Here is a 24,015-nt window from a genome sequence, read left to right on the forward strand (position 1 = left end):
GGGCCACGCAAACACGTTAAATAGCCAATTCCTCTACGCCACCGTGCTCAACCAGTTTGGCAATATCCGGATATCTCGAAAGAATCCTGTTAAGCATAGCGTCGTTCTCTCCACCTACATCATTATTCCGCCACAACGCAACTTCTTGCGAATCTGGCGTGAACTCCAAGGTAAAACTTTTGTCTGGAATCACCCTTATTTTCGTGCCATTAAGAACAGCCATGCTCCAGAACCATATGTCATCGCCACTACCACACAACGTCGTGAAGTCCACCTCATTCATTACGTCACTATGCAAACTGGCCGGGGGATAAAGAACTCCGCCGCATCCCGTGAAAAAAGTTTGGTATGAAGGAGCTGGATCCTTAATATTTCTGCGCCATTTCCGGTAAGACATAAATGTTTCACCGTCCACCGAAATTTTATGGGCCCTGCAACAATGTATCGAGTCAGGATATTGAAGATACGATCCAACCAGTTGCTCCAGCCACGTTGGCTTGTAGACGATATCATCATCGGCGGTAACAATGACATTATCCGGATAGGCCTTTAGCGCAGGTATCAACTTTTTATACGATTTTATGTTATGGCACCATTGTATTGAAAGACCAGAAGGTTTCAGATCAAGCAATTCTTTAGGCAAGCTGACTTCACCGCCAGGAAATTCTTCTTCAGCAAGCCATAAAACAACAGCGGAAGGCTGAAATGTTTGCGATAGCAAACTTTTCACGGTGATATGCGCAGACCCAATCCTGGCGGGGTAGGATGTCAACGATACGATTACGCCATAAGGATCAACATTTCTAATCACTTCCGGGATTTCAAATAGATTATTTGCCGCGGCTCCCGAGGTTAAGTAATATCGATACCACAACAGAAATTGCTCGCCCTGTAGGATTTTCCACGGTTTTTCCTTGGACGCAAAATGCACGACGTTAGCCGACTCTACCAAATCCGAAAACGACTTACACTTGATCGGCTCTTTGTATTCATGTGCGATCTGATCCAACGTGAATTCACCCTGAAGCGTGACGAGCAAATTGTTTCTGCAGGACAAATACTTGACATTATCCGCAAAAACAACATTAAGAGCATCTTGATCCATGAAAAAATTAATTCCATTTTTTCTATAGTCAAGCAATTTATTTGTCAAATCATCTTGCCTCATCTTCTTCAGATTCAGAAGCATCATGCCTGAGTTAAAATAGTATCGATGATGTTCGACATTTAATTTACTCAAAATGCTTGGCTTATATTTTAGAGTCGGCTTGATATCCGGAACTACGCCGGCATAAAGATCGTCTATGCAAACGTTATAAAGCTCCGACAGATCGGAGCGAACAATGATATCGCCATCCAAATACAGCACCTTATCTAGATCCGCAAGAATCTCGGGAAGGCTGAACTTAGTTATTGCCGCAGTTGAGACATGAAAGCCATTTTTTAGAATTGAAAACTGTGAACTATTTTCATCCAACTCCAATATAAAAACCCAGACCTTGTCTTTTTGAAGGCTTTTCAGATTATCTATATTCTCTCTGCTCAAGTTAACAGAGAGCACATACACATTAACCTCAACGTCGTCGTTTTTGTTTCTTATCAACGAATGCAGGGCCACATATGTAGGCAATGCAAAACCGTCATCCGTTATAAATGCGATATTTATTCTATTCTGCCCGTTTCCCGGGAGATTACGCCCAATACCCAATCTCTTTTCGCACAAGGAAATATTCGCACGAAACAAATCCTCCCCCAGCAATCCCGCGAGCTTCCTGTAAATTGAAAGAGCATCCAGAAATCTCCCTTTCAAATAAAATCCATGAGCTTCATTTACCAAACTCATTTTCATTGCCCCAAAATAATTAAAATCGTTGACTCTTCCAACCAATAGGAATTTTTATTTTGTTTCATTGAACACTGAATTTTTATAAAATTTACCAATCGACGACGTCTCAAGATAACCAGAGAGTATTTCCATATGACGCGAATTTTTCCGTGTCAAAAAAATAAACGTCGGCGTGGCATTGGTCGAGTCAACAGCAAAATATCCAAATGATTCAAGAAATTCTTTAATCTCTTCGTAGAAAGATCTCGTAAAGCACTCAACAGAGATAACGGGCAAACTTTTTTCAATTACAGTTCGCGCCCCACGCAATACTTCGAGTTCCATTCCTTCCAGATCCAGCTTGATGATTGAAACATCAGCTTCGCGATCTTTTAGCTCAACGTCGAGAGTCGAGACCCGGACATCAAACAAACCACGGGCACGAGCATCGTCATCATCTCGCTGTGCCAATTTCGTATCGGCAGTAAAGGAGCCGTAATTGCCGGGCAATGCTTGCACAAGCGATATAGACCCAGGCTGATCTCCTATGGCTTTCTTACGGATATCGATTTTTTCTTCCAGGTGATTTAGGCGCGCATTGGCAACCAAAAATTCATGATTGAACGGCTGCGGCTCGAACGCAATCACAGAAGCGCCAATCACACCTGCAAAGAAAACTGAATGATTGCCGATGTTTGCACCACCATCGATAATCAACTTATCCGGATGATGTACCCGCGCAAGTAAATCGAGAAAAGTAGCTTCATAAAATTGATTCCGTTCAGCCATTTTCCCAGGAATGTAATCCGTCGAAAAATGGGTGAAGAAAAATACTTTGTTTGCGTGCTCGACAGAAACCAAAGAAATGTCAGGTAAATTACTAGCATCAGGCATGGCGTCGAGCCTGCCTTTCAACACATGAAGGAACGTAGCCGGAACCAGCTTTTGCGCTTCTTGAAGTTTTTTGCGCAGATCCGTACTTCCCTGCTGCAAAGCAGCCTTCTCCTGATCCAATTGCGCCTTGGCCTGCTTCAACACTTCCACTTCGCGACCACACTCTGCAGCCAACTTCGTTTGCTCGTCATGCTTCCCGGACAGCGCCGCCTTTTGCTGCTCCAGTTGTGCCTTGGCCTGCTTCAACACTTCCACTTCGCGACCGCGCTCTGCAGCCAACTTGGTTTGCTCGTCATGCTTCCCGGAGAGCGCCGCCTTCTGCTGTTCCAGTTGTGCTTTGGCCTGCTTCAACACTTCCACTTCACGACCGCGCTCTGCAGCCAACTTGGTTTGCTCGTCATGCTTCCCGGACAGCGCCGCCTTCTCCTGCGCCAGTTGCGCGTTGGCGTGCTTCAACACTTCCACTTCGTAACCACGCTGTGCAGCCAACTTCGTTTGCTCGTCATGCTTTCCGGACAGCGCCGCCTTCTCCTGCGCCAGTTGCGCGTTGGCGTGCTTCAACACTTCCACTTCGTAACCACGCTGTGCAGCCAACTTCGTTTGCTCGTCATGCTTTCCGGACAGCGCTGCCTTATCCTGCTCTAGGTGCGCGTTGACGAGCTTCAACACGTCGACTTCACGGCCACGCTGTGCAGCCAACTTCGTTTGCTCGTCATGCTTTCCGGACAGCGCCGCCTTATCCTGCTCCAGTCGCGCGTTGACGAGCTTCAACACGTCCACTTCACGTCCACGCTCTGCAGCCAACTTCGTTTGCTCGTCATGCTTTCCTGACAGCGCAGTCTTCTCCCGCTCCAGTTGCGCCTTGGCCTGCTTCAACACTTCCACTTCACGACCACGCACGGCAGCCAACTTCGCCTGCTCGTCAAGCTTACGAGACAAGCTCGTCAATTGCTTTTCGATCCGCGCACGACGTTCGACGAAGTCGGAGCTTTGCTCCGTTTCACTCCGCCGAGCATCCCTGGCCTCATGGCCCACTTGATTGGCCTGACGGGCCTCGGATTCGCTGAATGGCGTATCCGGCGGCAGGATTTTCAGCATGGCCTCCGCCTCGATAACCTTGCCAATCTCATGCAAGCGGAAGGCCAGCCACTTCAAGCGGTAGGGTTTGGGATCGATTTCGTATGCGCGCCGAGCGGCCATCGCAGCGTTAGTACGATCGCTATTCATCAAGTTGCGGGCCAGCACCGTATAGGCGTTAGCTTGCATGACCGGACCGATCGAAGCCCCGGCCAGCAGTTTTTCCGCCGCATCCAGACCACCTTTGCCATACGCCTCGATCAACTTGTCGAAGCTTTTCCCGCCAAGCAACTTCGGTGGCGTCTGCTGTCCTGACTGTCGCCAGATTTTTGCAAGCTTGCCGGGCACGGAGAACAGCGAAGCCGGTGAATCTGTACCGCGTATCAGAATATTTCCCAGTTTGCTGGTCAGCGCATTCTGAGTCTCGAGTCGGTGGACTTTTTTCTGCGCTTGCGCCAATGCCTGCAAACGGCAATTTTCGGCCAATGCATCCAGCAATTCGGCATGCACCCAGTCCTTGCTCGGCACAACGTTTTGCACTACGGCGCTGGTCTGTTGCTTTTCAAGCTCCCGGCTCTGCAGGTAATGGCGCTCCAGTACCCCCTGAACTTGATGGAGTTGTCCAAGCAACAGATCGTTTTCTTCCGTTACGTCCTTAAGCCGGGCCTCAAGCTTTTGCTGGGCGCGCTGGTCAACAGTCATTTTGTTTCTGTCCATATTCCACGGGTATCGATGAGCTTTTGTCCCTTGCCGAGAACGGGTTTAATGCGCCTGAATTCGTCATGGTCAACGAGCAAGACAAGTATATTTGCCCAAGAAATCGCTTCGTCCAGTTCCATCGGGATCATCCACTGTTCTGCCGCCATTTCAGACAAGCAGAGATTGGGCTCGATCACCGCGATGGTTCCTTCATGGCGGGTCGCCAGTAACCGGGCAATTTCCAGCGCAGGGCTTTCGCGCACGTCGTCGATGTCAGGCTTGAAGGCAAGGCCCAGACAGGCGATACGGACATCTTTGATGTCCATGCCTGACGACACGAGATCTTCGACAGCTCGCCTTACTTTGCCAATCACCCAGTCCGGCTTTGCGTCGTTGACGTTGCGCGCGGTACGGATCAATTTCGCCAGGTCCGGTGCACCATCGACGATGAACCATGGGTCGATAGCAATGCAATGCCCTCCCACTCCACAGCCGGGCTGCAAAATGTTGACGCGAGGATGTCGATTAGCCAGCTTGATCAACTCCCAAACATTGATGCCTTGTTGGTCGCAGATCATTGAAAGTTCGTTAGCGAAAGCAATATTGGTGTCGCGAAAACTATTTTCAGCCAGCTTGCACATTTCCGCAGTGCGTACATCCGTAGCAATGCACTCTCCGTGCACAAACAGCTTGTAAAGCTCAATCGCCGCCTGCGAACATCTCGCCGTCATGCCTCCAATCACACGATCGTTAGCAACGATTTCATGGACGATGCGACCGGGGAGAACACGTTCCGGGCAATAGGCGATACGAATATCGGATGCTTCGCCTCGTTGTTGTGGAAAGCTAAGGTCCGGCCGAGCATCGGCCAACCATCCTGCCAGCTTTTCAGTCGTACCAACCGGTGACGTGGATTCGAGAATGACCAAGTTTCCTTTCGTCAGAACGGAAGCAATCGATTTGACGGCGGATTCGACATAACTCAAATCGGGGCGATGCCCAAACGCCAGTGGAGTCGGCACCGTGATCAGGAAAACGTCGGCGGGTTCGGGGCTTAAAACAGCCCGAAGATGACCGCTGCCTACCGCTGCCTGAACCAGAATGTCCAGCTCAGGTTCGACGATATGGATGTCCCCGCGATTGATCGTATCGACGACTTCACGGGACACATCGACCCCAACGACTCGCTTCTTGCGCGACGCCAGAACAGTAGCAGTGGGCAGGCCAATATAGCCGAGACCAATGACGGAAATAGTATTCAAGACGCTCTCACCAGGATATTCAGCACGTCAATCGACGTGATCGAGAATAATGCTCTCGGTCAGCTTTAAAACACCTATCAGAGCGAGCCCGATAAGCAAGGTGACCAATGCGTTATACAGCCGCGAGGGCTCCACGGGATAAACCGGCTTCGTCGGTGTCTGCAACACCGAAACCATCTTCAATGTGCGGGCTGCATCCAGGCGGCCTTGTTCCAATGCGGAAAGTGCCGTCTTGTATAAATCCCGGGCAAAGTCGACCTGCATCTGCAGACGCTGGAACTCCTCGACCGTGTAATTCAGCGTTTTCTTCGACGGGGAAGCCAATTCCGCTCGTTTTTGCATAATCTGCTGCTCAATGGCCGCGAGATTCTTCCTGAGCATCACAACAGTGGGTTGATTGGCGTTCAACGTCGAAGGCAAAGAAGCGAGCTGCGTTTGGACAGCGGTTCGTTGTGCCTCGAGCGTGGCGATCAAAGCATTAAGACTCTGGGCCGTTGTTTCGGGTGCAACCAGTCCTTGATGATTCTGAAAATCGATCATCGCTTGCGTGTCTTTGAGCAGGAGCTCGCGTGTGACTGTCACCTCTTTGGTCAGAAAATCGACCTGGGACTGTGCAAGCTGATGGCCGATCAAGTTCATCTGTGCCTGACCCTCGCGGATCATAAATTCCACGATCTCCCGTGCAGTCCTGGCATCGTATGCCTGCACCTGGATGTCGATCACACCGTTGTACTGATCGTATTCGACATCAACACGCGACAGCCAGTACTGATAGAACAGTTCAATCGGTTCGTTTTTGAACAGCATGCGAGAAATCGGATCATGGCTCCGCCCGCTGTAATGCGAGCGCAAGTCGAATGCCGCGTCTAGTTTCTCCAGCATGTCCACCGACAAAAGATACTGGGTCAGCAACAACTGATCAGCGCTGTTCGGAGTGCTCGATCCAGCGAGGCCCGAAATGTTCAGCGGAATACTAACCTGCGGACCATTCACCTGATCGGTCCGTTGAACAATCACAATCGCGTTGGAAACATAGCGGTCGGACGCAAATAACAACCAGTAGGGAACCGAAAGAATCGTGAACGCGATAATCACGCGCACGAGCAACTTGAAAACTTTAACTGAGAATAGCGCGTCTTTGCATTGACCAAAGACTGCACCCATTCTAGCAATCACACCCGAGTTAGTGGGTACCAATGATTCATTCATGCCAGAAGATTATCCTTATATGCTTTCAGGCCGTCTTTAAGATCGTCGAACCAGTGCGCCTGACCGTTATTAATCCAGATAGCCGACTGACAAAACTGCTTAAGCGTACCTTCGTCATGAGAAACCATGATCACACTTGCCTGGTTCGACATATTTTTAAAAGCCTCGGCGGCTTTCTTTCTGAATTTCGCGTCTCCTGCCGCAGTTACTTCGTCAGAGATGTACACGTCGAAATTGAAAGCCAACGACATCGCAAATTGAAGGCGCGAGCGCATGCCCGACGAATAGGTCTGCACCGGTTCGTCAAAGGCAGGGCCCAATTCAGCGAAATCCTGAACATAAGCCAGACGATCCACAAGTTCCTCTTGGTGACCGTGAATCCGGCAAACGAATTTCGCGTTTTGACGCCCGGTCAATGTTCCTTCCAACCCGCCCCCACCCATAGGCCAGGAAACTTTGCAACGTCGCAAAACCCGCCCCTTGGTCGGGAAATCTATGCCGCCAATGATCCGCAACAACGTCGATTTGCCGGCGCCGTTCCTACCTATCAAGGCGACACTGCGCTTCGAAGGAATCGTAATGTTGATTCCGCCGAGTATCCATTTCCCCGCCCCATGTTCGCCCGAGTAACGCTTGTGAACGTTTTCGACAATTATCATCGCATCACCAGCTTTCTGGAGAATCGCTTGTATAACATCAGCCCCAGAAGGATCAGCCCTAACGCCCACGCATAGATGTAAGCAAGACTCACCCCTTTAAGACCGACATAACCCGAAAAAAAACCCAGCCGCATTAATTCAACGCCATCGACAACCGGATTAGCAACAAGGATGTACTGATAAGGCTCCGGCACATATACCGACAGTGGGAGCAATGCTCCCGACATGTAGTACAGCGGAAGATAAAGGATCTTAAAAATATGATCGATTTCAGGAACGAAGCGCATCGCTACCGAGGTGACCAATCCCAATCCCAAGCCTAGTAGCCACAGAGCTAAAACCGCTGCCATCACTAGCAATGGATCCTGCGGAAGCCATATAGGATTTTGTGTGTTGAGCGTCATGCCATGTCCCGCCATGATCGCCAATGACATGATCACGATCGAAACCGGCACCATCAGAAACAGCTCGAGCGTTGCTCGAACTATCGCGACATCAAAAGGTTTGACTTGTCGATAAGCGAAAAAAGCCCGGTTCGAGTCGATTCCATGCAACACCTGCGTCCAGGTACGACGCCAGAGCAGAAATCCGGTGAAGCCCGCGATAATAAACATATTGATCCCCATTCCCCCGACCTGGTGAATGTGGAATGTCGTGAATCCGAAGGCATGCACTCCAATGTAAATAATCGGCTCAATCAATAGCCAGAGCCACGCAGCACGACCTTCGAATAGACGATCGAGTGCTTCGCGCAGAAAAGCAGCGCGCCAGACTGAAAAGGTAATCGCAAACGGTGTACGAGTTCTTTTCATTATAGATTAATTACTGAAATCCGAAGTAAAAGTTACAGCCGGATCCGCCACCATTGCGATATACGATAGGAACTTCCTAAACTCTGCCCCCGGAGAATTCGAGACATAAATCAAATCGTGATTCTCGATCGGGAAATTCTGCGTCACAAAAAACGCTGCTGGGTCGCGCAAATCAATCTCATACACAACTGGAACTGTCCCGTTCGCCGACGGAACGACCTTGCCATCCTTACTATCAACGAGCTTCGCATTCTCAAACCGGAACACAAATACCCCACGTGCATCCGCGCGGTTATCGCTAAGCCCCCCCGACCGCGCCAATGCCTGTGCCAACGAAATTCCTTGCGCCTCAAACGGAATTTCGTCGTTCTTGCCAGTCGCACCGAGAACCGAAAACGTCTGCGGTTGATAAAGCGCGGTCACAACATCGCCCGGCTTCAACAGCACATTCTGCTGCGGATCGCGAATCACCGAATCGAGCGGCATCATAGCCGTAACGTTGCCGCGAGAAAGCTGCAGCGCCATATGGCTGATCGTCTGTTTCGCCCCGCCCGCAAATGCCAGCGCGTCGAGCAACCGTTCGCCTTTCGGTGTTAACGGCATCATCGAACTACTGTTTACCTCGCCGACCACAGTAACGTTCGACGCATTGTTCTTCGACACAGTAGCGAGCACCTGGGGCTGGTTCGCCTTGCCCTTCAGTTGGCGAACGATGCTCTTCCCGATTTCCTCGATGGTATGCCCGCTCACCTCGACGCGGCCCGCAAACGGAATCGAAATCGTGCCGTCAGACGCCACCATCTGCGCCGGCAGCGTGACGCCAGTCGACGGGCTCGGAACTGCTGATGGCAGCGATACCGGCGATGACGGCGATGTGCTAAACAACAGCGCAGGCGGCGCCTCCCAGATCGTCACTTCGATCACGTCGCCGGGGCCGATGACATAGTTGTTGGCGGCATGGCTCGCGAAAGTGGTCGAGAACCGCGAGACTTTCCGCGACGCAGCCAGCTTGCGAGCCAGTGCATCGTCCACGTCTACCACTTCAATGCCTTGAATCCGCCCGGTTTCCGGCGCTTTTTCGATCTGCTCGCGACTCGCGCCAGAAGCCGGCAACCAGCCCGGATAAGTCCCACACCCCGAAAGCGCCATTAACGCGGTAACGCAGCTAAACAAATAAAGATTCTTTTTCATCAATCGTGAACCACTAAACTTACCGGCCGACGACTACCCCGCCGGTTCCACCAGAGCCACGCGCAAACCGCGCCGTTCCCCGGAGAGAAATTGACAAACAAACCGTGCGTACTTCAACCTACGCCCGCCCCGCGAGCCTTGCCACCGCCCCCACCGTCCGACTAATCTGCTCCGCCTCATGCGTCGAACAGATAAAAAACCGCAACCGCGCCGCCTTCTCCTCGACAGCCGGATAAAAAATCGGCTGCACATTAATGCCTTCCTCGAACAACGCGTTCGCCCACTGCGCGGCCTTCAACGAGCTGCCGGTAATCACCGGCACGACCGCGTAGCCCGCGCTCGTGCCGACATTGAGTCCGGCCGCACGCGCTTCGGCAAGAAACTGGTGCCCGCGTTCTCGCAACCGCGCAACCCGCTCAGGTTGCGCGATCAGTGCTTCAAGCGCCGCAAGCGACGCTTCCGCCAAAGCCGGCGCAAGCCCGACGCTATATAAAAATCCCGGCGCCAGATGACGCAGCATGTCGGCCAGCGGTTGACAACCCGCGATAAAACCACCACATCCCGCCAGCGTCTTGCTCATCGTGCCCATCCACAGATCGACGCGATCCGGGGCCACGTCGCACTGCTCGCGAATACCCCGCCCCGTCGCGCCAAGCACGCCGAGCGAATGCGCTTCATCGACCAGCAAAAACGCGCCGTGCCGCTCCTTCACTTCGCAAAAACGCTCGAGATCGGGGAAATCGCCGTCCATGCTATACAGCCCTTCGATTGCGATCAGCACGTGACGATACTCGCGACGCACCCGCGTCAGCAGTTCGTCGAGCGCCTGCCAATCGTTGTGCGCGAAACTCAGACGCTTCGCACCACTCAGTTGCGCGCCCTGCACGATACTGTTGTGCGCGAGTGCGTCGTGAACGATCAGATCGCCGGGCCCGAACAGCGCACCGATCACGGTCACGTTGGTCGCATGTCCGCTCACGAACGCGACGCAATCGTCCGTTTCGTAAAACGCCGCAAGCGCGCGTTCGAGTTCGCGATGCACGGGTCGTTCGCCCGCGACGATGCGGCTCGCCGACGCCGACGTGCCATACCGGTCGATGGCGGCCTTCGCACGCGACGCGATAACGGGATCGCCCGCGAACCCGAGATAGCTGTAGTTCGCGAAGTTCACATACTCGCGGCCGCCTATTTGTGTCGTCGCGCCCGCAATACCGTCATGTACCCGAAAAAACGGCGACTCGACTCGCAGCGTCTCGCCCATTTCGCGCATCAGCTTGACTTGCTGATACTGCGGCATTGCTTCAAAGCGGCTGCGTGCAGAGAGCGTCTGCGCAGCCTGTGCCGCCTGCGCATCGGGCACGCCAGGCGCGTCCGCCGCATCGGTTGCTCGCTCCAACTGGCGCTTCAGTGCCTTGGCTGCCAACTGCTGCCGTAGTGTTTCTCCGAGTCCCATGTAATTCGCTCGAGCCTATATATGCGGCGCGGCTTACGCGTGCGCCTCGACCCACTCGTACGCGCCGGGTGTTCCCAGCAACGCGGCGAGCAGCCGGTAGTTCATTTCATGCGTCGGCCGCCGTGCGCTCACGTGGCCCAGCAACGGCGCCCCCGCGAGCGCGAGATCGCCGACCAGATCCAGCACGCGATGCCGGACGAACTCGTCGGGCTGACGCAGTCCGCCGACCACCCGCTTACCGACGATCGCCGCCGTGCATGACAGGCGTGCGCCACGCAGAATCGGCCAGCCGCGCAGATAACCGACCACGATCGCGGGCACCGCCCATTTGATCTGCCCATACGAGCGCGACGACGCGATTTCGTCGGCGAAAGCGCACGGCGTGAGCACGCCGTGCCACTCCATGTCGCCGAAACCTTTGAGGTCGTTGTTATGCACGCTGAGTGCATAGTTGTCGGCCGGCTCGACACGCATCTCGCGGCGCGCTTCACCTTCGCCGTCGGCGACGCCCACACTTTTCAGAACGCGCAAAAACAGCTTGGGCTGCCGCATCGCGGTGCGACCGCACGCGCGAATCGCGTCGATCCACGGTTGCGCGCTGCCGTCGAGAATCGGTATCTCTTCGGCGTCGAGCTCGACGATCGCGTGATCGATCTCGCAGGCAAGCAGCGACGCAAGCAAATGCTCGACCGTGCGCACGCCGAGCCCGTCGCTCGCGCGCAGCATCGTGCACAGCGGCTGCCCCCGGCGCAGCGACGGATGCGCGGCGACGGTGCCGAGCTCGCGCCCGCCTTGCAGACGCCGGAACACGATACCGTGCCGCTCACCCCCGAGCCGAGCGGAGTCAGCCGGAAGAATGCGCACGTTCACGCGCCGCCCGGTATGCAGGCCATGTCCCGACAGTTCGAGCGGCCGCGCGAGCGTGCCTTCGCTCGCCTGCCAGCCCGCGGGAAGCTTTACTCCGCAAACGCCGGCGTCGACTGACATGACTTGTCTCCCTGTTGATCTTGAGTGTGGGTGGCGTTGCCGCGATTGCGTTCGAGCAGCGCGCGCGCCTCGTCTTCGCCGAGCGCATGGCGCGCAGCCAAGGCCGCGACCTCGTCGCTCGCAGCGTTCGCGGTAACCTGAACGCCGTCGCCAGCGCACTCATCGAGCATGTCGACGATCCGCACGGCGAGCGTGTGCACGGTGGCGCCTTCCGCAATCGCCATGATCGACAGCTTCACGCCGAACGACTCCTCGACCGCCATGCCGAGTTCCATCCCCATCAGCGAGTCCATGCCGAGATCGAGCACCGAGCGGTCGAGCGCGACGCGCTCCGGCGACATGTGCAGGATGCGCGCGATGTGACCGCGCAACGCGGTCTCGACCGCCGTGACTGCATCGGCCTTCGGCAGAGCGCGCAACTGTTCGAGCAGTACGCCGTCCTCGCTCGTTGTCTCGCTAGCGCCGCCGCCTTGCAATGCCATGTAGCGACGCGCCTGCGCGGCGGGCATGCCGCGCGCGATCGCCGCCCAGTCCAGACGCACCACAGCCTCGCCGACCGCACCGGTTGCGAGCGCGCGCTCGAGCGCCGTCATCGCCTCGTCAGAGGTGATCGACGCACCGCCGATGCGCGCCTGCAGCGCTTCACGCGTCGTGCTGTTGCGCGCGAGGAAGCCGACATCCTCGATCGGCCCCCACGCCATGAAGGCGGCGGCCAGCCCGGCCGCGCGGCGATGGGCGACAAGCGCTTCGAGGAAGCTGTTGGCTGCCACATACGCGCCCTGGCCCGGATTGCCGAGATAAGTCGTGGCCGAGGAATACAGCACGAAGAAGTCGAGCGCGCAGCGCTGCGTCGCGTGGTGCAGATTCCATGCACCCGCAACTTTGGGTTCGAGCACGGCGAGCATGCGCGCGTCGTCGATGTTGCGCAGCAGGCCGTCGTCGATGCGCATCGCGGAGTGCAGCACGCCCTTGAGCGGCGTTCCGCGCGCCTCGATGCGCTCGATCAGACCATCGAGCGCCGCCGCATCGGTCACGTCGCACGACACCACCGTCACGGTCGCGCCATGCTCGGCACGCCAGCGTTCGAGTTCCTGCTGCTTCGCCGAGTCGAGTGCGCCGCCGCGGCTCGCGAGCGTCACGTGACGTGCGCCGCGCGCGATCATCCAGCGCGCGCTTGCGTAACCGAGACCACCCGTTCCGCCGACGATCAGATACGCCGCCTGCGGGTCGAGGCGCAGCACGGGCTGCGCGACGCCCCGCGTGGGCGCCGGCGTACCCGACGGATAGGTGACGAGCACCTTGCCGATCTGGCGCGCCTGCTGCATATAGCGGAACGCCTCCTCCGCGCGCGCGGCCGGGAAGGCACGATACGGCAACGGATGCAGCACGCCGCTCACGAAGAGCGCCATCACTTCCTCGAAGAGGCGCGTGGTGAGTTCGGGCAGCACGCCCATGAGCTGATCGGCGTCGATGCCAAAATAGCTGATGTTGTTGCGGAACGGCCGCAGGCCGATCTGGCTGTTCTCGTAGAAGTCGCGCTTGCCGAGTTCAAGGAAGCGGCCAAACGGACGCAGCGTGTCGATGCCGCGCACCATCGCCTCGCCCGCGAGCGAGTTGAGCACGATGTCGACGCCCTCGCCGTTCGTGCAGGCGCGCACCTCGTCGGCGAACGCCAGGCTGCGCGAGTCGAACACACGATCGGCGCCGAGCAGGCGCACGAACTCGCGCTTCTCGTCAGCGCCAGCGGTGGCGAATACTTCCGCGCCGAGATGGCGGGCGATCTGGATCGCGGCAATGCCGACACCACCCGCACCACCGTGTACGAGCACGCGCTCACCGCGGCGAAGCCTTGCGAGCTCGCACAGTGCGTAATACGCGGTGAAGAAGGTCGTGGGAATCGTAGCGGCTGCTTCGAACGAAATCGTTTCGGGCTTGCGCGCGATCGCGCTCGCACGTGTGAACACGCGCGTGGCGAACGAAGCCGGCGCGAAGCCGAGCACCGCGTCGCCGGGCGCCCAGCCTTTGACGCCCGCGCCGACGCGCACGATGCGCCCCGAGAGTTCCATGCCGATCGTCGCGCCCGCGAAGCCGGTCTCGACCGCTTCGTCGGAGAGCAGGCCCATCGAATACATGACGTCGCGGAAGTTCAGACCGGTCGCCATCGGCGCGATCTCGACTTCGCCTGGACTCAGTTCGCGCTCGGGCAACGCGAACCATTCGAGGTTGCGTAGCGAGCCGGGCATATCGAACGCCAGCACGGCGGGCACGGGGTCGGCCAGCTGCTCAGCCGTGGATTCGTCGCGCGGCGTCTGTCGTTCCGCTGTTTGCGCCGGCAGCATGCGCGGCACGTAGCGGCCCTGCGCCGTGAGCAGCACCTCTTCCTCGCCGTCATCGTGCGTGAGCGCGTGCGCCAGTTGCGATACGGCCTCGCCATCCGCGCCCGCCACGTCGATAAGGCGCAGCGCAAGCGTCGGGTATTCGTTCGCCATCACGCGGCCAAGGCCCCATAGGCTCGCCTGCTCGGGCTGCGCCGCTGTGCCCGAGCCTTGACTGAACGGCGCGCCTCCGCGTGTCACCACGGACAGGCGCGCCAGCGCGGCCACGCCGGCTGCGTCGAATTCGCGTGCGAGCATGGCGAGCGCGAGCACGCCGTCCTGCTGCGCGCGCATGATGTCGGCGCCGCTGGCGTCGTCGAGCTGTACGAGCGGTGCCACGAACACGATCTGCGCTTGCGTGTTCTTGCGTTCGAGCCATGCGGCCGCTTCGCGCACGCTCGTCGCTCCAACCTGGCAGCCAAAGCGCTCGAGTTCTTCCGCGAGCGCAGACCCGAACGCGTCGTTGCCGCTCTGCACGATCAGCCACGGCTGCGCGTCGGTCGAACTGGGTTGCATCTGCTGAGCGGACGCAGGCTTGCGCGCGACCATCAGCGTCGGCGCACCTTCGAGATCGAGGCCCTGCTCTGAGTGACGCACGACGTCCTGCAGACCGGCGCGTTCGCAAAGCGTGCGAAGCGCGGCCGGTGCGAGCGCGCCGTAGGCCTGTGCGGCGACCTCGTGGCCCGCCACGCCGAAGACGATGTCGGCGAAACGGCTGGGGCGCGCGTCGGCGAGCACGACTACCCCTCCCGGCGCGAGCCGTTCGGCAATTGCTTGCAGCGTGGAGAGTGGATCGGCCTGTTCGCCGATCATGCGATTGACGACGATCACGTCGAACGGCGCGGCGTCACGGTAATGCGTGAAAAGCGGTTCGTTCTCTCCGAGCTGCAGCGTCTGAACGTGCGCGTGCGCTTCCGCGTCGAGCGCGGCGAGCTGCTGGTGCGTGCCTGCAATCACGTGTTCGCACCGCGAAGCCGGCACGCCGATGTCGAGCGGCTGGAGCACTTCGACGCTCGTCGCGCCGATTTCCAACATGCGCAGGCGACGAGTGCCCGGCCACGCTGCCAGCGCTTCTTTCGCGCAGGCGGCGAGCATCGCGCGGGCATGCGACCACGTGGGCGAAGCGTCGAAAAACTGCTCGACGAGGCTGCGCCCCGTCGGCGACAGCAACGCGGGCGCATCGGCATCGGATGCTCCATCGCGCAGCACGCGTGGCAGCGCCGCGCCCACGTGCGCGAGCAGTGTCAGTTCGGCGACGTGCGCGGGCGAAGTCGCCAGCACATCGCGCCACAGCGCATCATGCGAAGGCATCGCCGCGAAGGCGGCCGCGTCGTCGCGCACGAGACGCTCGCCCTCGAAGCGGGCGAGTCCGTCTTCCACGACGATCTGCGCAAGGCGCGCGAGCAGTGGCGTATTGGCGAGCGTGGGCAGCACGAGCTGCGCGAATGCGCCGATCGCTTCTAGCGCGTTCAACGCGTACAGGCCCGCGAGCACGTCGAGCAACGGCAGCGTTTCGGTCAAGTGACGCGTACGTTGCGCGCTGTCCTCATGCGAAGCGAGACGCGCGCTCGCACGTTCGACGAGCGCAGCCGGCGTGGGCAGCGCGGCGGCCGTGAAGCCCTCAGGCAGCGGACGCGCTTCAAGCGCGTAGGCAAAGCGCGCCGGTGCGGCGTGGCGTCGGCCCGTAAGGTCGACGCGGCGGAAACGGCACGCAGAAAGACGCGCGACGATTGCATTGTCGGCGTCGAGGAATTCGAACGACGCAACGATCGAATGCGGGCTGCGCCGCTGCACACGCGCCAGCACACGCCGTACCGAGTCGCCACGCAGAAAGTCGACGCGGCCGATCTGTACCGGCACGAAGGCCGCTCGCGCTTCGCCTGGCGCGGCGCCGGCCTGGCCCAGCACGGCGAAGAGCGGATGAAAACCGCTGTCCATCAGCGCGGGATGCAGCAGCCAGCCGGCCACCGCGTGCGCGCCGGCAAGCACCTGCGGCACTTCAAAGTCAGCGAGCGCGTCGTCGCCTTGCACCTGCACCTTGTGCACCCAGCGGAACGCCGGACCATAGCTCAGACCGATAGCGGTCGTGCTTGCGTAGAGGGCGCCGCCGGGCGTCGCGGGGATAGCTTCGAGGCGCGCCAGCACCGATTCATCGGCCGTGCTCTGCGCGCCTAGCGTGCTGCCGCTTTCGAGCAGGCGGCCCGTCACGTTGAGATTCCACGGGCCGTCGCTCATGCGCTCGCGCGTCTCGATCGTAAACGACGCGGTGCGCGCGTCGATCACGAAGCGCAACAGCTTCGCGTGCTGCGGCTGGAACACGACCGGCATGCGGATCTCGAGGTTCTCGAGCGCGACGTCCGACGTGCGGAAGAACACGCGCGCAGCGGCCAGCGCCATTTCCACGTAGCCCGCGCCCGGAAATGCAACGCCACCATCGACGACGTGATCGGCGAGCATCGGCACGCGCTGCGGATCGAGCTGGTTTTCCCATGCAAACGCATGCTCGTGCAGACGGTAGCCGAGCAGCGGATGATCGACGCGGCGATTCACGAGGTTGTAGCCCTCGATGGTGGCCGTCTGCCAGTGGCGTTCGCGCTGCCACGGGTAAGTCGGCAGCGCCACATGTGAGCCCTGAGACGCCACTGGCACGAAGCGGTCGACATCGACGCGCGCGCCGTGCGCGACCGCCGATAGCGTCGAATGCGCGAGCATCTGCGCGCTGTCGTGATGGCGCTTGAGTGTGGGCACGACCTCACCGGCGAGATTCAGGCTCGCGAGCGTCTGCTTGACGTAGTGGCGCAGAATCGAGTGCGGGGCGATTTCGATGAACACGCTTACGCCTGTATCGGCGAGACGCGTGAGCGCTTCGCCAAAACGCACCGGCTCGCGGATGTTGCGCCACCAGTAGCCTGCGTCGAGCGACGTGCCGGCAAGCGTGTCGCCGGTGACAGTCGAGACGTAGCGCTTCGTGCCTTCGCGCGGAGCCAGATCGGCGAGACCGGCGCGCACGACCGGCTCGATGGCGTCCATGCGGCTGCTGTGGAACGCGTAATCGAGATCGAGCAGCTGGAAGAAGCTGCCGTTCGCGGCGAGCGAAGCGCCGATCGCTTCGAGTTCTTCGGGCGATCCGGCCAGCGTGACGGCTTCGGGGCTGTTGGTGCCGGCCAGCTCGACCATCTCCGCGAGACCGAGGTGTGCGATCAACTGCCGTGCCTCGGCTTCGCCAATGCCCGCCGCAGCCATCTTGCCGGTGCCGCGCGTCAGGCCCTGCGCGCTGCTGCGAACGCGGATCACGCGCACGGCCTGGGCAAGCGTCAGCGCGCCCGATGCCCACGCGGCCGCGATTTCACCAACGCTATGACCGACCGCCGCATCGAAACAGATGCCGCGCGCTTCGAGTGCGCGCGTGATGCCAACCTGGATCGCGAAGAGTAGCGGCTGCGCGTTCTCCGTCGCGGCGAGCCATTCGGCGCTCGCGCCGGCGCGCAGCACGTCGACGAGCGAGTCGCTGCCGTCGGCACGCCAAAGCACGTCGACTTCGTCGAGCGCCGTGCGGAACACTGCGTCTTCCGCATAGAGCTGCTTGCCCATGCCGGCCCACTGGCAGCCGTTGCCCGCGTAGACGAACGCCACCTTGGCGGCCGTCGCTACGGCCTGGCCGCGAGCGACGTAAGCCGGAAGCGCCTGATCGGACGAATCCGCGAGCATCAAGAGTGCGGCGCAACCCGCTTTCAGGTCGGGCGGCGCAATGACCACGCGCTGTTCGAGCCATTCACGGCGGCGCGCGGCGCCGGCCGCGAGCGCGGCCCAATCGGCGCCGTTCTGCAAACACGCGAGATAGCGCGCGGCAAGTGCGGCGAGCGCATCCTGCGAGCGCGCTGTGAGAACGAGCGGCGGCAACGCTCCACGCGCGGCCGGCGTGCTGCCCATGACAGGCGCGGCGGGCGCGGCTACCCTCACCGCCTCCGCTAGCACGACGTGCGCGTTGGTGCCGCCGAAGCCGAACGAGTTGACGCCAATCGTCAGCGGCGCACCATCACGCCGCGAGAGTGGGGTGAAGCGCTCGACGACGCGTAGGCGTCCGCCCTCGAAATCGATGGCGGGATTGGGCGTTTCGAAATGGAGCGAGCGTGGCACCGCGCCGTGCTTCAGGCAGAGGATCGCCTTGAAGAGGCCGGCCATGCCCGAGGCGGTTTCGAGGTGCCCGACGTTGGTCTTGACCGAGCCGATCAGGAGCGGATCGTCGGCCGGACGGCCGCCCGCGACTGCCTCGATTAGCGCGCGCGCCTCGATCGGGTCGCCGACTGCGGTACCAGTGCCGTGGGCTTCCAGATAGGCGAGCGAGCGCGGATCAACGCCTGCGCGGCGGTAGACCGAGCGCAGCAGTTCGGCCTGCATGGCCGTCGTCGGCACACTGATACCGCCGTGCGAATGGCCGTTGGAATTCACGCCCGAACCGGCGATGACCGCGTGAATTGTGTCGCCGTCCGCAAGCGCGCGCTCGAGCGGCTTGAGCAGCACGAAGGCGCCGCCCTCGGCGCGCACATAGCCGTCGCCGGTCGCATCGAATGCGCGGCAGCGGCCTCGCGGCGACAGCATCGACGCCTTCGAGAAGCTCACGAAGCCAAACGGATGGAGCAGCAGATTGACGCCGCCCGCGAGCGCCATTTCGGTTTCGCCCGACTGCAATGCCTGCACGGCCTGATGCAGCGCGACGATCGACGACGAGCAGGCAGTGTCCACCGACATGCTCGGACCGCGCAGATCGAACAGATAGGAAACGCGATTGGACGCAATGCTGAGCGTGTTGCCCGTGGCCGAGTATGGATCGATCCAGTTCAGGTCGTCCATGCTGCGGTTGCCGTAGTCCATGCTTGCGGCGCCGACGAACACGCCGCAGTCCCGGCCGCGCATCTCCGCTGGACGCACACCGGCGTCCTCGAACGCTTCCCACGCGAGTTCGAGCAGCAGACGCTGCTGCGGGTCCATCTGGGTCGCCTCGCGCGGCGAAACGCCGAAGAAAGCGGCATCGAAACCGGCCACGTTGTCGAGAACACCCGCCGAGAACGTGTAGCTCTTCCCCGGCTCTTTCTTGGACGGATGCTGGTAGAACTCCGTGCCGAATCGATCGGGTGGCACGACGGTCACTGCGTCGCGCTCATCGCACAGCAGTTGCCAGAAGTCTTCGGGCCCGGTCACTCCGCCGGGAAAGCGACATGCCATCCCGATAATTGCTATTTTTCTTTCCATCATCATGCCGGCATGTGCTGCAATTCGTTTCGCGAGTCGGTGTCGCCACCATCGGCAGGCATCATCGCGCGCTGTATCGTGGAACCGAGAGTCTCGACACCAACATCTCGGCGCTTGCCGATGTCGCTTCCGAAATTGCGCCAAATAAAGTAATCACTGTTCGTCGGTTCCGTTTCGAGCGCATCGAATACGGAAGACATCGCAGGAACGTGATCGCCATAAAAACACAGGACCGTCGGCCGATTACGCCCGCGCAGATAGTCGGTCAACCTGCCGATCATCGCGTCCGCGTTTTCCACATGCCGAAGGTACGCGGTCAGGTCGAGCCAGCGTGCGTCGTCGCCTAGCGTGTGCCGCGATGAGGACTCCCCAGGGGAAACCGTCTCCAGATGCAAAGGGCCGTGATTTTCCATCGTGATCGCAAACGCAAACAGCGGTTTGTCATCACTGGCCTGCAGGAGGGCGATGAGCTTGTCCGCTACCGCAAGATCCCCAACGTATGGCCCCACACGAGACGCACTTTCGAAATGCTCAATGTCCAGAAAGCGGTCGAAGTGCATGTGCGCGAATGCCCGTCGACGGCCAAAGAAGTTAGCGTGGTACGGATGCAGGGCCACCGTGCGATATCCTCCGCGCCGGAAATAACCCGCCAGCGACGCGCACGCCCGGCGCACGAACATATACGGATAAAAGCGCGCGTATCCAAGTTCGACCGAGGTCAGGCCAGTGAGCATGGCGAATTCGCTGCGCATCGTATTCGCGCCCCAGGCCGGCACGGACAATTCGCCTTGCTCGAACGACTCGCGTTTTGCGCGATCGAAGTGCGCGTAGGGCTCGCCAGACACGCATTCGCCGAGCCGGCGGGCGTCGAAATACGACTCGCTTTGAATGACGATGACGTCCGGATGAACGTCTGGGCGTCCGACCGAAAACGGGCTGTTACCTTCGGCGCGAGTGAACGCGCGCCGTTGCGCACTGCTCAATCCGTTGATCAAATAGGCAGCGGACGCCGAGAAAAAACCGAATCGGCGCTGGTCCGAAAAGGGTTGCAGCGTGAGCGGCAAGCGACGAGAAAGCGCGATGCACACTGGTAGACAAATCAATGCGACGACGGCCTCAGCCCATCTTTGCCTCAGCGCCACGGGACGTTCGGCAATGAACGCCCCCGCCGCTGCTCCTATTCCGACGAGCACGATGATGAGCTTGCCAAAACCAAGAAACGGCAAATAAAGGCGCGGATGCGAGAAGACCTGGCTGAAAAGGCTCAGGTCGCTGAAGACCAGCGGTTCGCGCAGCGAGGCGTATTTGGCGTTGCCGACGACCGCGAGCAAGCCAATCAACACGAACGCGACGCCCATCGAAAATAACGGCCGCCCCGTCAGTGCGATGCAACCTGCCGTCACGGCAGCGAGCGCCGCCAGATGCAGCATCAGCGCGACAGGCGGCCTACGGAGCGACGATCTTGTGACAGAGATCGCTTCAACGGCGAAGGAGCATGCGACCATGGCGGCCGCGATCATAATACCGTGCGGCACTTCACATATTCCGACGAGGGATCTGAAACAGGAGACCCAGGATTGCGTCACCGACAGCCGCTGGCAACAGGCGTAGTAACTTGAGGCCGAGCGTCAAACTGAAAGGAAAAGCGATTTCCACGCGGCGCCGAGTCAGGCGCTTCTTGATAAACAAGGCGGCCTTTTCGGCGCTCCATATGAAGGGCTTGTTGCCAGGAAAAACGTCGCTCATCCCAGTTCGCACGAAGCCGGGCATCACGACTGAAATTCCAATATGGTCGCGCGCGAGAACCGGACGCACGGAATCGCAGTACGCCACGAGCGCGGCCTTGCTCACGCAATAGGCCGGCGAGATTGCCATCCCCCTCAATCCGGCGAGCGAACTGACAATCGCGATCTGGCCGCGCCGCCGATTCCGCATGCGCTCGATGGAAGGCAGCACTGCGTGCAAAGCACCGTAGAGATTGGTATCGACGACTTCGGCAGTCCGACTAACGCCTTCCCAGTCGTCAGGTGAGCGGAGTGTGCTGGCAACGCCGGCATTGGCAATCAGCAAGTCGATTGGATGTCGCGAGTCGAAATCGAAGATCCACGCCTGAAGCGCCGCTGCATCACGGACGTCCACGCTGCCAACCACGACCTCGGCGCCGCGCGCGCGACACGCCTCGGCAACGTCCTCGAGACGTTCAGCGTTTCTTCCGATTAACCCTAGCGTGATACCGGGCGCGCAATAGCTTAAGGCCAGCGCACGCCCGAGTCCGGCACTACCGCCAGTGATAACGACTACACACGGCACACTCGTTCTCACTCTCCCCCCGATCTCAAGCAATATTGTTTTGCCACGGTCTGTGAATGGATTTATTTGCTTCTTTGCAGTGGTCGCACGGACTAAAACGCGCAGACCTTCATTGAAGACATGCGAGGCCGGACAACCACTGTTTCCGCTAACGTCGATTTGAGCCAATCAAAACTTTGAAGTCGGAACGTCCGCTCTTGCCGCGCCGATCCTTTCACCGTCCTCTAGCGACGACACGGGAACATTCAATCCAGCGCAACACGGATAGTGCCGAGCGAAGAGACGTACTGAAAGAGACGAAATGGCAAGCTTGTAAGCGCCGGCCGAATATTAGCGCAGGAAGATTCTTTCGTACCATTACAGTTGACGAATATTTCTGTAAGAGTCGCGTCTTCACAACAGACGGAAAATTTCCAGTTGTTACGATCCCAATCGATCGCCGCCCTCGCGTGAGCGGTAAAAAATTTCTTCTTGCCTGCGTCGCAAATATCTGCATCTTCAACTGTCCGGCTTTGCCAGTAGCCATTGGCAGGCTTTTCCACTGAAGATCAATGCAGTAGTTCGCAAAGTACAAAGTTTATTTTTCAAAATGGCACCTGAATTTCCGTAACAAGCCAGCACCGCAAACGTTTGGTCATGCTCAAATGAAGCGAAAATAGTTCAATTGGGACAATTGTTAAAATAGGTTGGCGGCCTCAAATCTGAAGCGCAACACCTGTTTCGATCCGATTCGTTCGTTCGCCATCCATACGATAGACGTCCGCCACGCTCGCCGCACTCTCGATGGTTGATCGCGTCTCTCGCACTGTTTGCAGAGGACGTCGATCGTCTGCGCCAGCGCGATCGATTCGGCTTACCTCGAGGCCGGTTTCCACTCGTGGAGCGACGATCTACGTATCCGATCCCACGTGCGTTATCTTGATGATCATCCAGTGCCTATTGGCGCCGGAGTAATTGGGAGGTGCCCGTGCCGATGTTCGCGCTTGACCTCGACTGAGTTTCCCGCGTGGACTCCATCGGCGAGTTGGCCCCTGGAGGCGCAGGCACGAATACAATTAAACTACAGCGTTAGCCCCAGTTGTCGTTGGTTTCGTTCTGCGCGTGCGCGTCAAGACATGGCAAGACGAGGTCGCGATCAAATGCACTTCACGCAGAGAAGAGCTACAGGAATGCGATCGAGACACGCCGGCGTGGCGGCTTTCGTTGGGTGCCCACAGTTGCATGTGCGCACGAATCGACATGCACACTCAAAGCCGTCCCGCTTTCGGCACGCGCAGGACAGCGTCACCGCTTGTTTCAATGGCTTATGGCAGGTACCCTCGCCCGACGTCCAGTACACCGCAATAGCTTCTTCTTTCGGCACGAATTTCTTTCTCAACGATACATATAGGACCCGCACCTAAAACAGCGAAACAGGTCCTCTGTAACCATGCATGGCCATGGCGATCAGCATCGCGGACAGCGCCGGCAGCAACAGATCTAGTACTTTGTAGGCGTCCCAGTGCCATGGGAGCCAGCCAATCGCCCAGGTGTAAGCGTGCGACTCGAAAGCAAGCAATTCTTCCTTATCCAAGGTTTCGAGTTCACACTCGAGTTTTTTGCGCGACCAATACCAGACGATTACGGCAAGGGCTCCAATTCGGAAGTCGAACAGTAGCCCAACCGGTATCTGCACCAGCAACCCTTCCAGACAGTGAGACAGGGACATGCGCCACCTTGCCGCCGCGAACCAGTCAAGTAGAGACGTCATTGGAATATCCTCCTTGTTCCAACCTGCCAATGTTTCAAATTGAATTGGCTTCATCTTAACTGCACGTTGAGTTTCCGGGTTATGCGGTATTCCGATGCTATCGCGTGCCAAGTGCCGTCATGCCCCCGCGCCGATAGCCCGTGGACGTATGTGATTTGACCAGGCTGTGCCGACACCCGAATCATGCCGCGCCAAGGTCGCGGATCAGATCGATCATGTCTTTTCTGACCGTCGAGTCGGCACGCGGTCGCAACGGGTACCC

General features: G+C 58.7%; 14 protein-coding genes. All 14 read right to left on the reverse strand.

Annotated elements, in window-relative coordinates:
- Positions 1 to 16: 16 nt before the first annotated feature.
- The gene (locus tag HWY30_RS16265) at positions 17 to 1,843 is read right to left on the reverse strand and encodes a glycosyltransferase family 8 protein (protein ID WP_167368684.1); all 1,827 of its coding nucleotides are present in this window, start codon (positions 1,841 to 1,843) and stop codon (positions 17 to 19) included.
- A gap of 54 nt (positions 1,844 to 1,897) precedes the next feature.
- Positions 1,898 to 4,498, reverse strand: a complete 2,601-nt coding sequence (locus HWY30_RS16270) for an FkbM family methyltransferase (protein ID WP_167368685.1) — start codon at positions 4,496 to 4,498, stop codon at positions 1,898 to 1,900.
- The gene (wecC, locus tag HWY30_RS16275; RefSeq protein WP_090805884.1) at positions 4,495 to 5,757 is read right to left on the reverse strand and encodes a UDP-N-acetyl-D-mannosamine dehydrogenase; all 1,263 of its coding nucleotides are present in this window, start codon (positions 5,755 to 5,757) and stop codon (positions 4,495 to 4,497) included. The genes HWY30_RS16270 and wecC overlap by 4 nt, the downstream gene beginning before the upstream one ends.
- Before the next feature lie 27 nt (positions 5,758 to 5,784).
- Positions 5,785 to 6,966: a KpsE/RkpR family capsule polysaccharide export protein gene (locus HWY30_RS16280; RefSeq protein WP_244144924.1), complete on the reverse strand. Its 1,182-nt coding sequence runs from the start codon at positions 6,964 to 6,966 to the stop codon at positions 5,785 to 5,787.
- Positions 6,963 to 7,625 carry an ABC transporter ATP-binding protein gene (locus HWY30_RS16285; protein ID WP_090805888.1) on the reverse strand — a complete coding sequence of 221 codons (663 nt, stop codon included), beginning with the start codon at positions 7,623 to 7,625 and terminating at the stop codon, positions 6,963 to 6,965. The genes HWY30_RS16280 and HWY30_RS16285 overlap by 4 nt, the downstream gene beginning before the upstream one ends.
- Complete coding sequence (locus HWY30_RS16290) at positions 7,622 to 8,437, reverse strand: ABC transporter permease (protein WP_090805889.1); 816 nt, start codon at positions 8,435 to 8,437, stop codon at positions 7,622 to 7,624. Before HWY30_RS16290 ends, HWY30_RS16285 begins: the two co-directional genes overlap by 4 nt.
- Positions 8,438 to 8,443: 6 nt before the next feature.
- A complete protein-coding gene (locus HWY30_RS16295; RefSeq protein ID WP_090805891.1) occupies positions 8,444 to 9,628 on the reverse strand; it encodes a polysaccharide biosynthesis/export family protein in 1,185 nt (394 codons plus the stop codon).
- 118 nt (positions 9,629 to 9,746) lie between these two features.
- Positions 9,747 to 11,081, reverse strand: a complete 1,335-nt coding sequence (locus HWY30_RS16300; RefSeq protein ID WP_090805893.1) for an aminotransferase class I/II-fold pyridoxal phosphate-dependent enzyme — start codon at positions 11,079 to 11,081, stop codon at positions 9,747 to 9,749.
- A 33-nt stretch (positions 11,082 to 11,114) separates the two neighbouring features.
- Positions 11,115 to 12,068 (reverse strand): UDP-3-O-acyl N-acetylglycosamine deacetylase, encoded by a 954-nt coding sequence (locus tag HWY30_RS16305; protein WP_090805895.1) that lies wholly within the window; start codon positions 12,066 to 12,068, stop codon positions 11,115 to 11,117.
- Positions 12,038 to 19,693: a type I polyketide synthase gene (locus HWY30_RS16310; RefSeq protein WP_090810051.1), complete on the reverse strand. Its 7,656-nt coding sequence runs from the start codon at positions 19,691 to 19,693 to the stop codon at positions 12,038 to 12,040. Before HWY30_RS16310 ends, HWY30_RS16305 begins: the two co-directional genes overlap by 31 nt.
- Before the next feature lie 2 nt (positions 19,694 to 19,695).
- Positions 19,696 to 21,228, reverse strand: coding sequence for an LTA synthase family protein (locus tag HWY30_RS16315; RefSeq protein ID WP_090805897.1), 1,533 nt, complete (start codon positions 21,226 to 21,228; stop codon positions 19,696 to 19,698).
- A gap of 1 nt (position 21,229) precedes the next feature.
- On the reverse strand, positions 21,230 to 22,015 hold the full coding sequence (locus tag HWY30_RS16320) for an SDR family NAD(P)-dependent oxidoreductase (RefSeq protein WP_090810053.1): 786 nt from the start codon (positions 22,013 to 22,015) through the stop codon (positions 21,230 to 21,232).
- A 233-nt stretch (positions 22,016 to 22,248) separates the two neighbouring features.
- On the reverse strand, positions 22,249 to 22,545 hold the full coding sequence (locus HWY30_RS16325) for a hypothetical protein (RefSeq protein ID WP_143037188.1): 297 nt from the start codon (positions 22,543 to 22,545) through the stop codon (positions 22,249 to 22,251).
- Between the two features lie 857 nt (positions 22,546 to 23,402).
- Positions 23,403 to 23,807 carry a hypothetical protein gene (locus HWY30_RS16330; protein ID WP_143037189.1) on the reverse strand — a complete coding sequence of 135 codons (405 nt, stop codon included), beginning with the start codon at positions 23,805 to 23,807 and terminating at the stop codon, positions 23,403 to 23,405.
- Between the last annotated feature and the right edge of the window lie 208 nt (positions 23,808 to 24,015).

Source organism: Paraburkholderia tuberum STM678 (assembly GCF_902833905.1).
GTDB lineage: Bacteria > Pseudomonadota > Gammaproteobacteria > Burkholderiales > Burkholderiaceae > Paraburkholderia > Paraburkholderia tuberum.

Excerpts from the sequence above, each read along its gene's own strand:
- HWY30_RS16310 (WP_090810051.1), bottom strand. The coding sequence starts at position 19,693 with ATGGAAAGAAAAATAGCAATTATCGGGATGGCATGTCGCTTTCCCGGC.
- HWY30_RS16270 (WP_167368685.1), bottom strand. The coding sequence starts at position 4,498 with ATGACTGTTGACCAGCGCGCCCAGCAAAAGCTTGAGGCCCGGCTTAAG.
- HWY30_RS16300 (WP_090805893.1), bottom strand. The coding sequence starts at position 11,081 with ATGGGACTCGGAGAAACACTACGGCAGCAGTTGGCAGCCAAGGCACTG.
- HWY30_RS16285 (WP_090805888.1), bottom strand. The coding sequence starts at position 7,625 with ATGATAATTGTCGAAAACGTTCACAAGCGTTACTCGGGCGAACATGGG.
- HWY30_RS16265 (WP_167368684.1), bottom strand. The coding sequence starts at position 1,843 with ATGAGTTTGGTAAATGAAGCTCATGGATTTTATTTGAAAGGGAGATTT.
- HWY30_RS16295 (WP_090805891.1), bottom strand. The coding sequence starts at position 9,628 with ATGAAAAAGAATCTTTATTTGTTTAGCTGCGTTACCGCGTTAATGGCG.
- HWY30_RS16290 (WP_090805889.1), bottom strand. The coding sequence starts at position 8,437 with ATGAAAAGAACTCGTACACCGTTTGCGATTACCTTTTCAGTCTGGCGC.
- HWY30_RS16280 (WP_244144924.1), bottom strand. The coding sequence starts at position 6,966 with ATGAATGAATCATTGGTACCCACTAACTCGGGTGTGATTGCTAGAATG.
- HWY30_RS16305 (WP_090805895.1), bottom strand. The coding sequence starts at position 12,068 with ATGTCAGTCGACGCCGGCGTTTGCGGAGTAAAGCTTCCCGCGGGCTGG.
- HWY30_RS16330 (WP_143037189.1), bottom strand. The coding sequence starts at position 23,807 with ATGAAGCCAATTCAATTTGAAACATTGGCAGGTTGGAACAAGGAGGAT.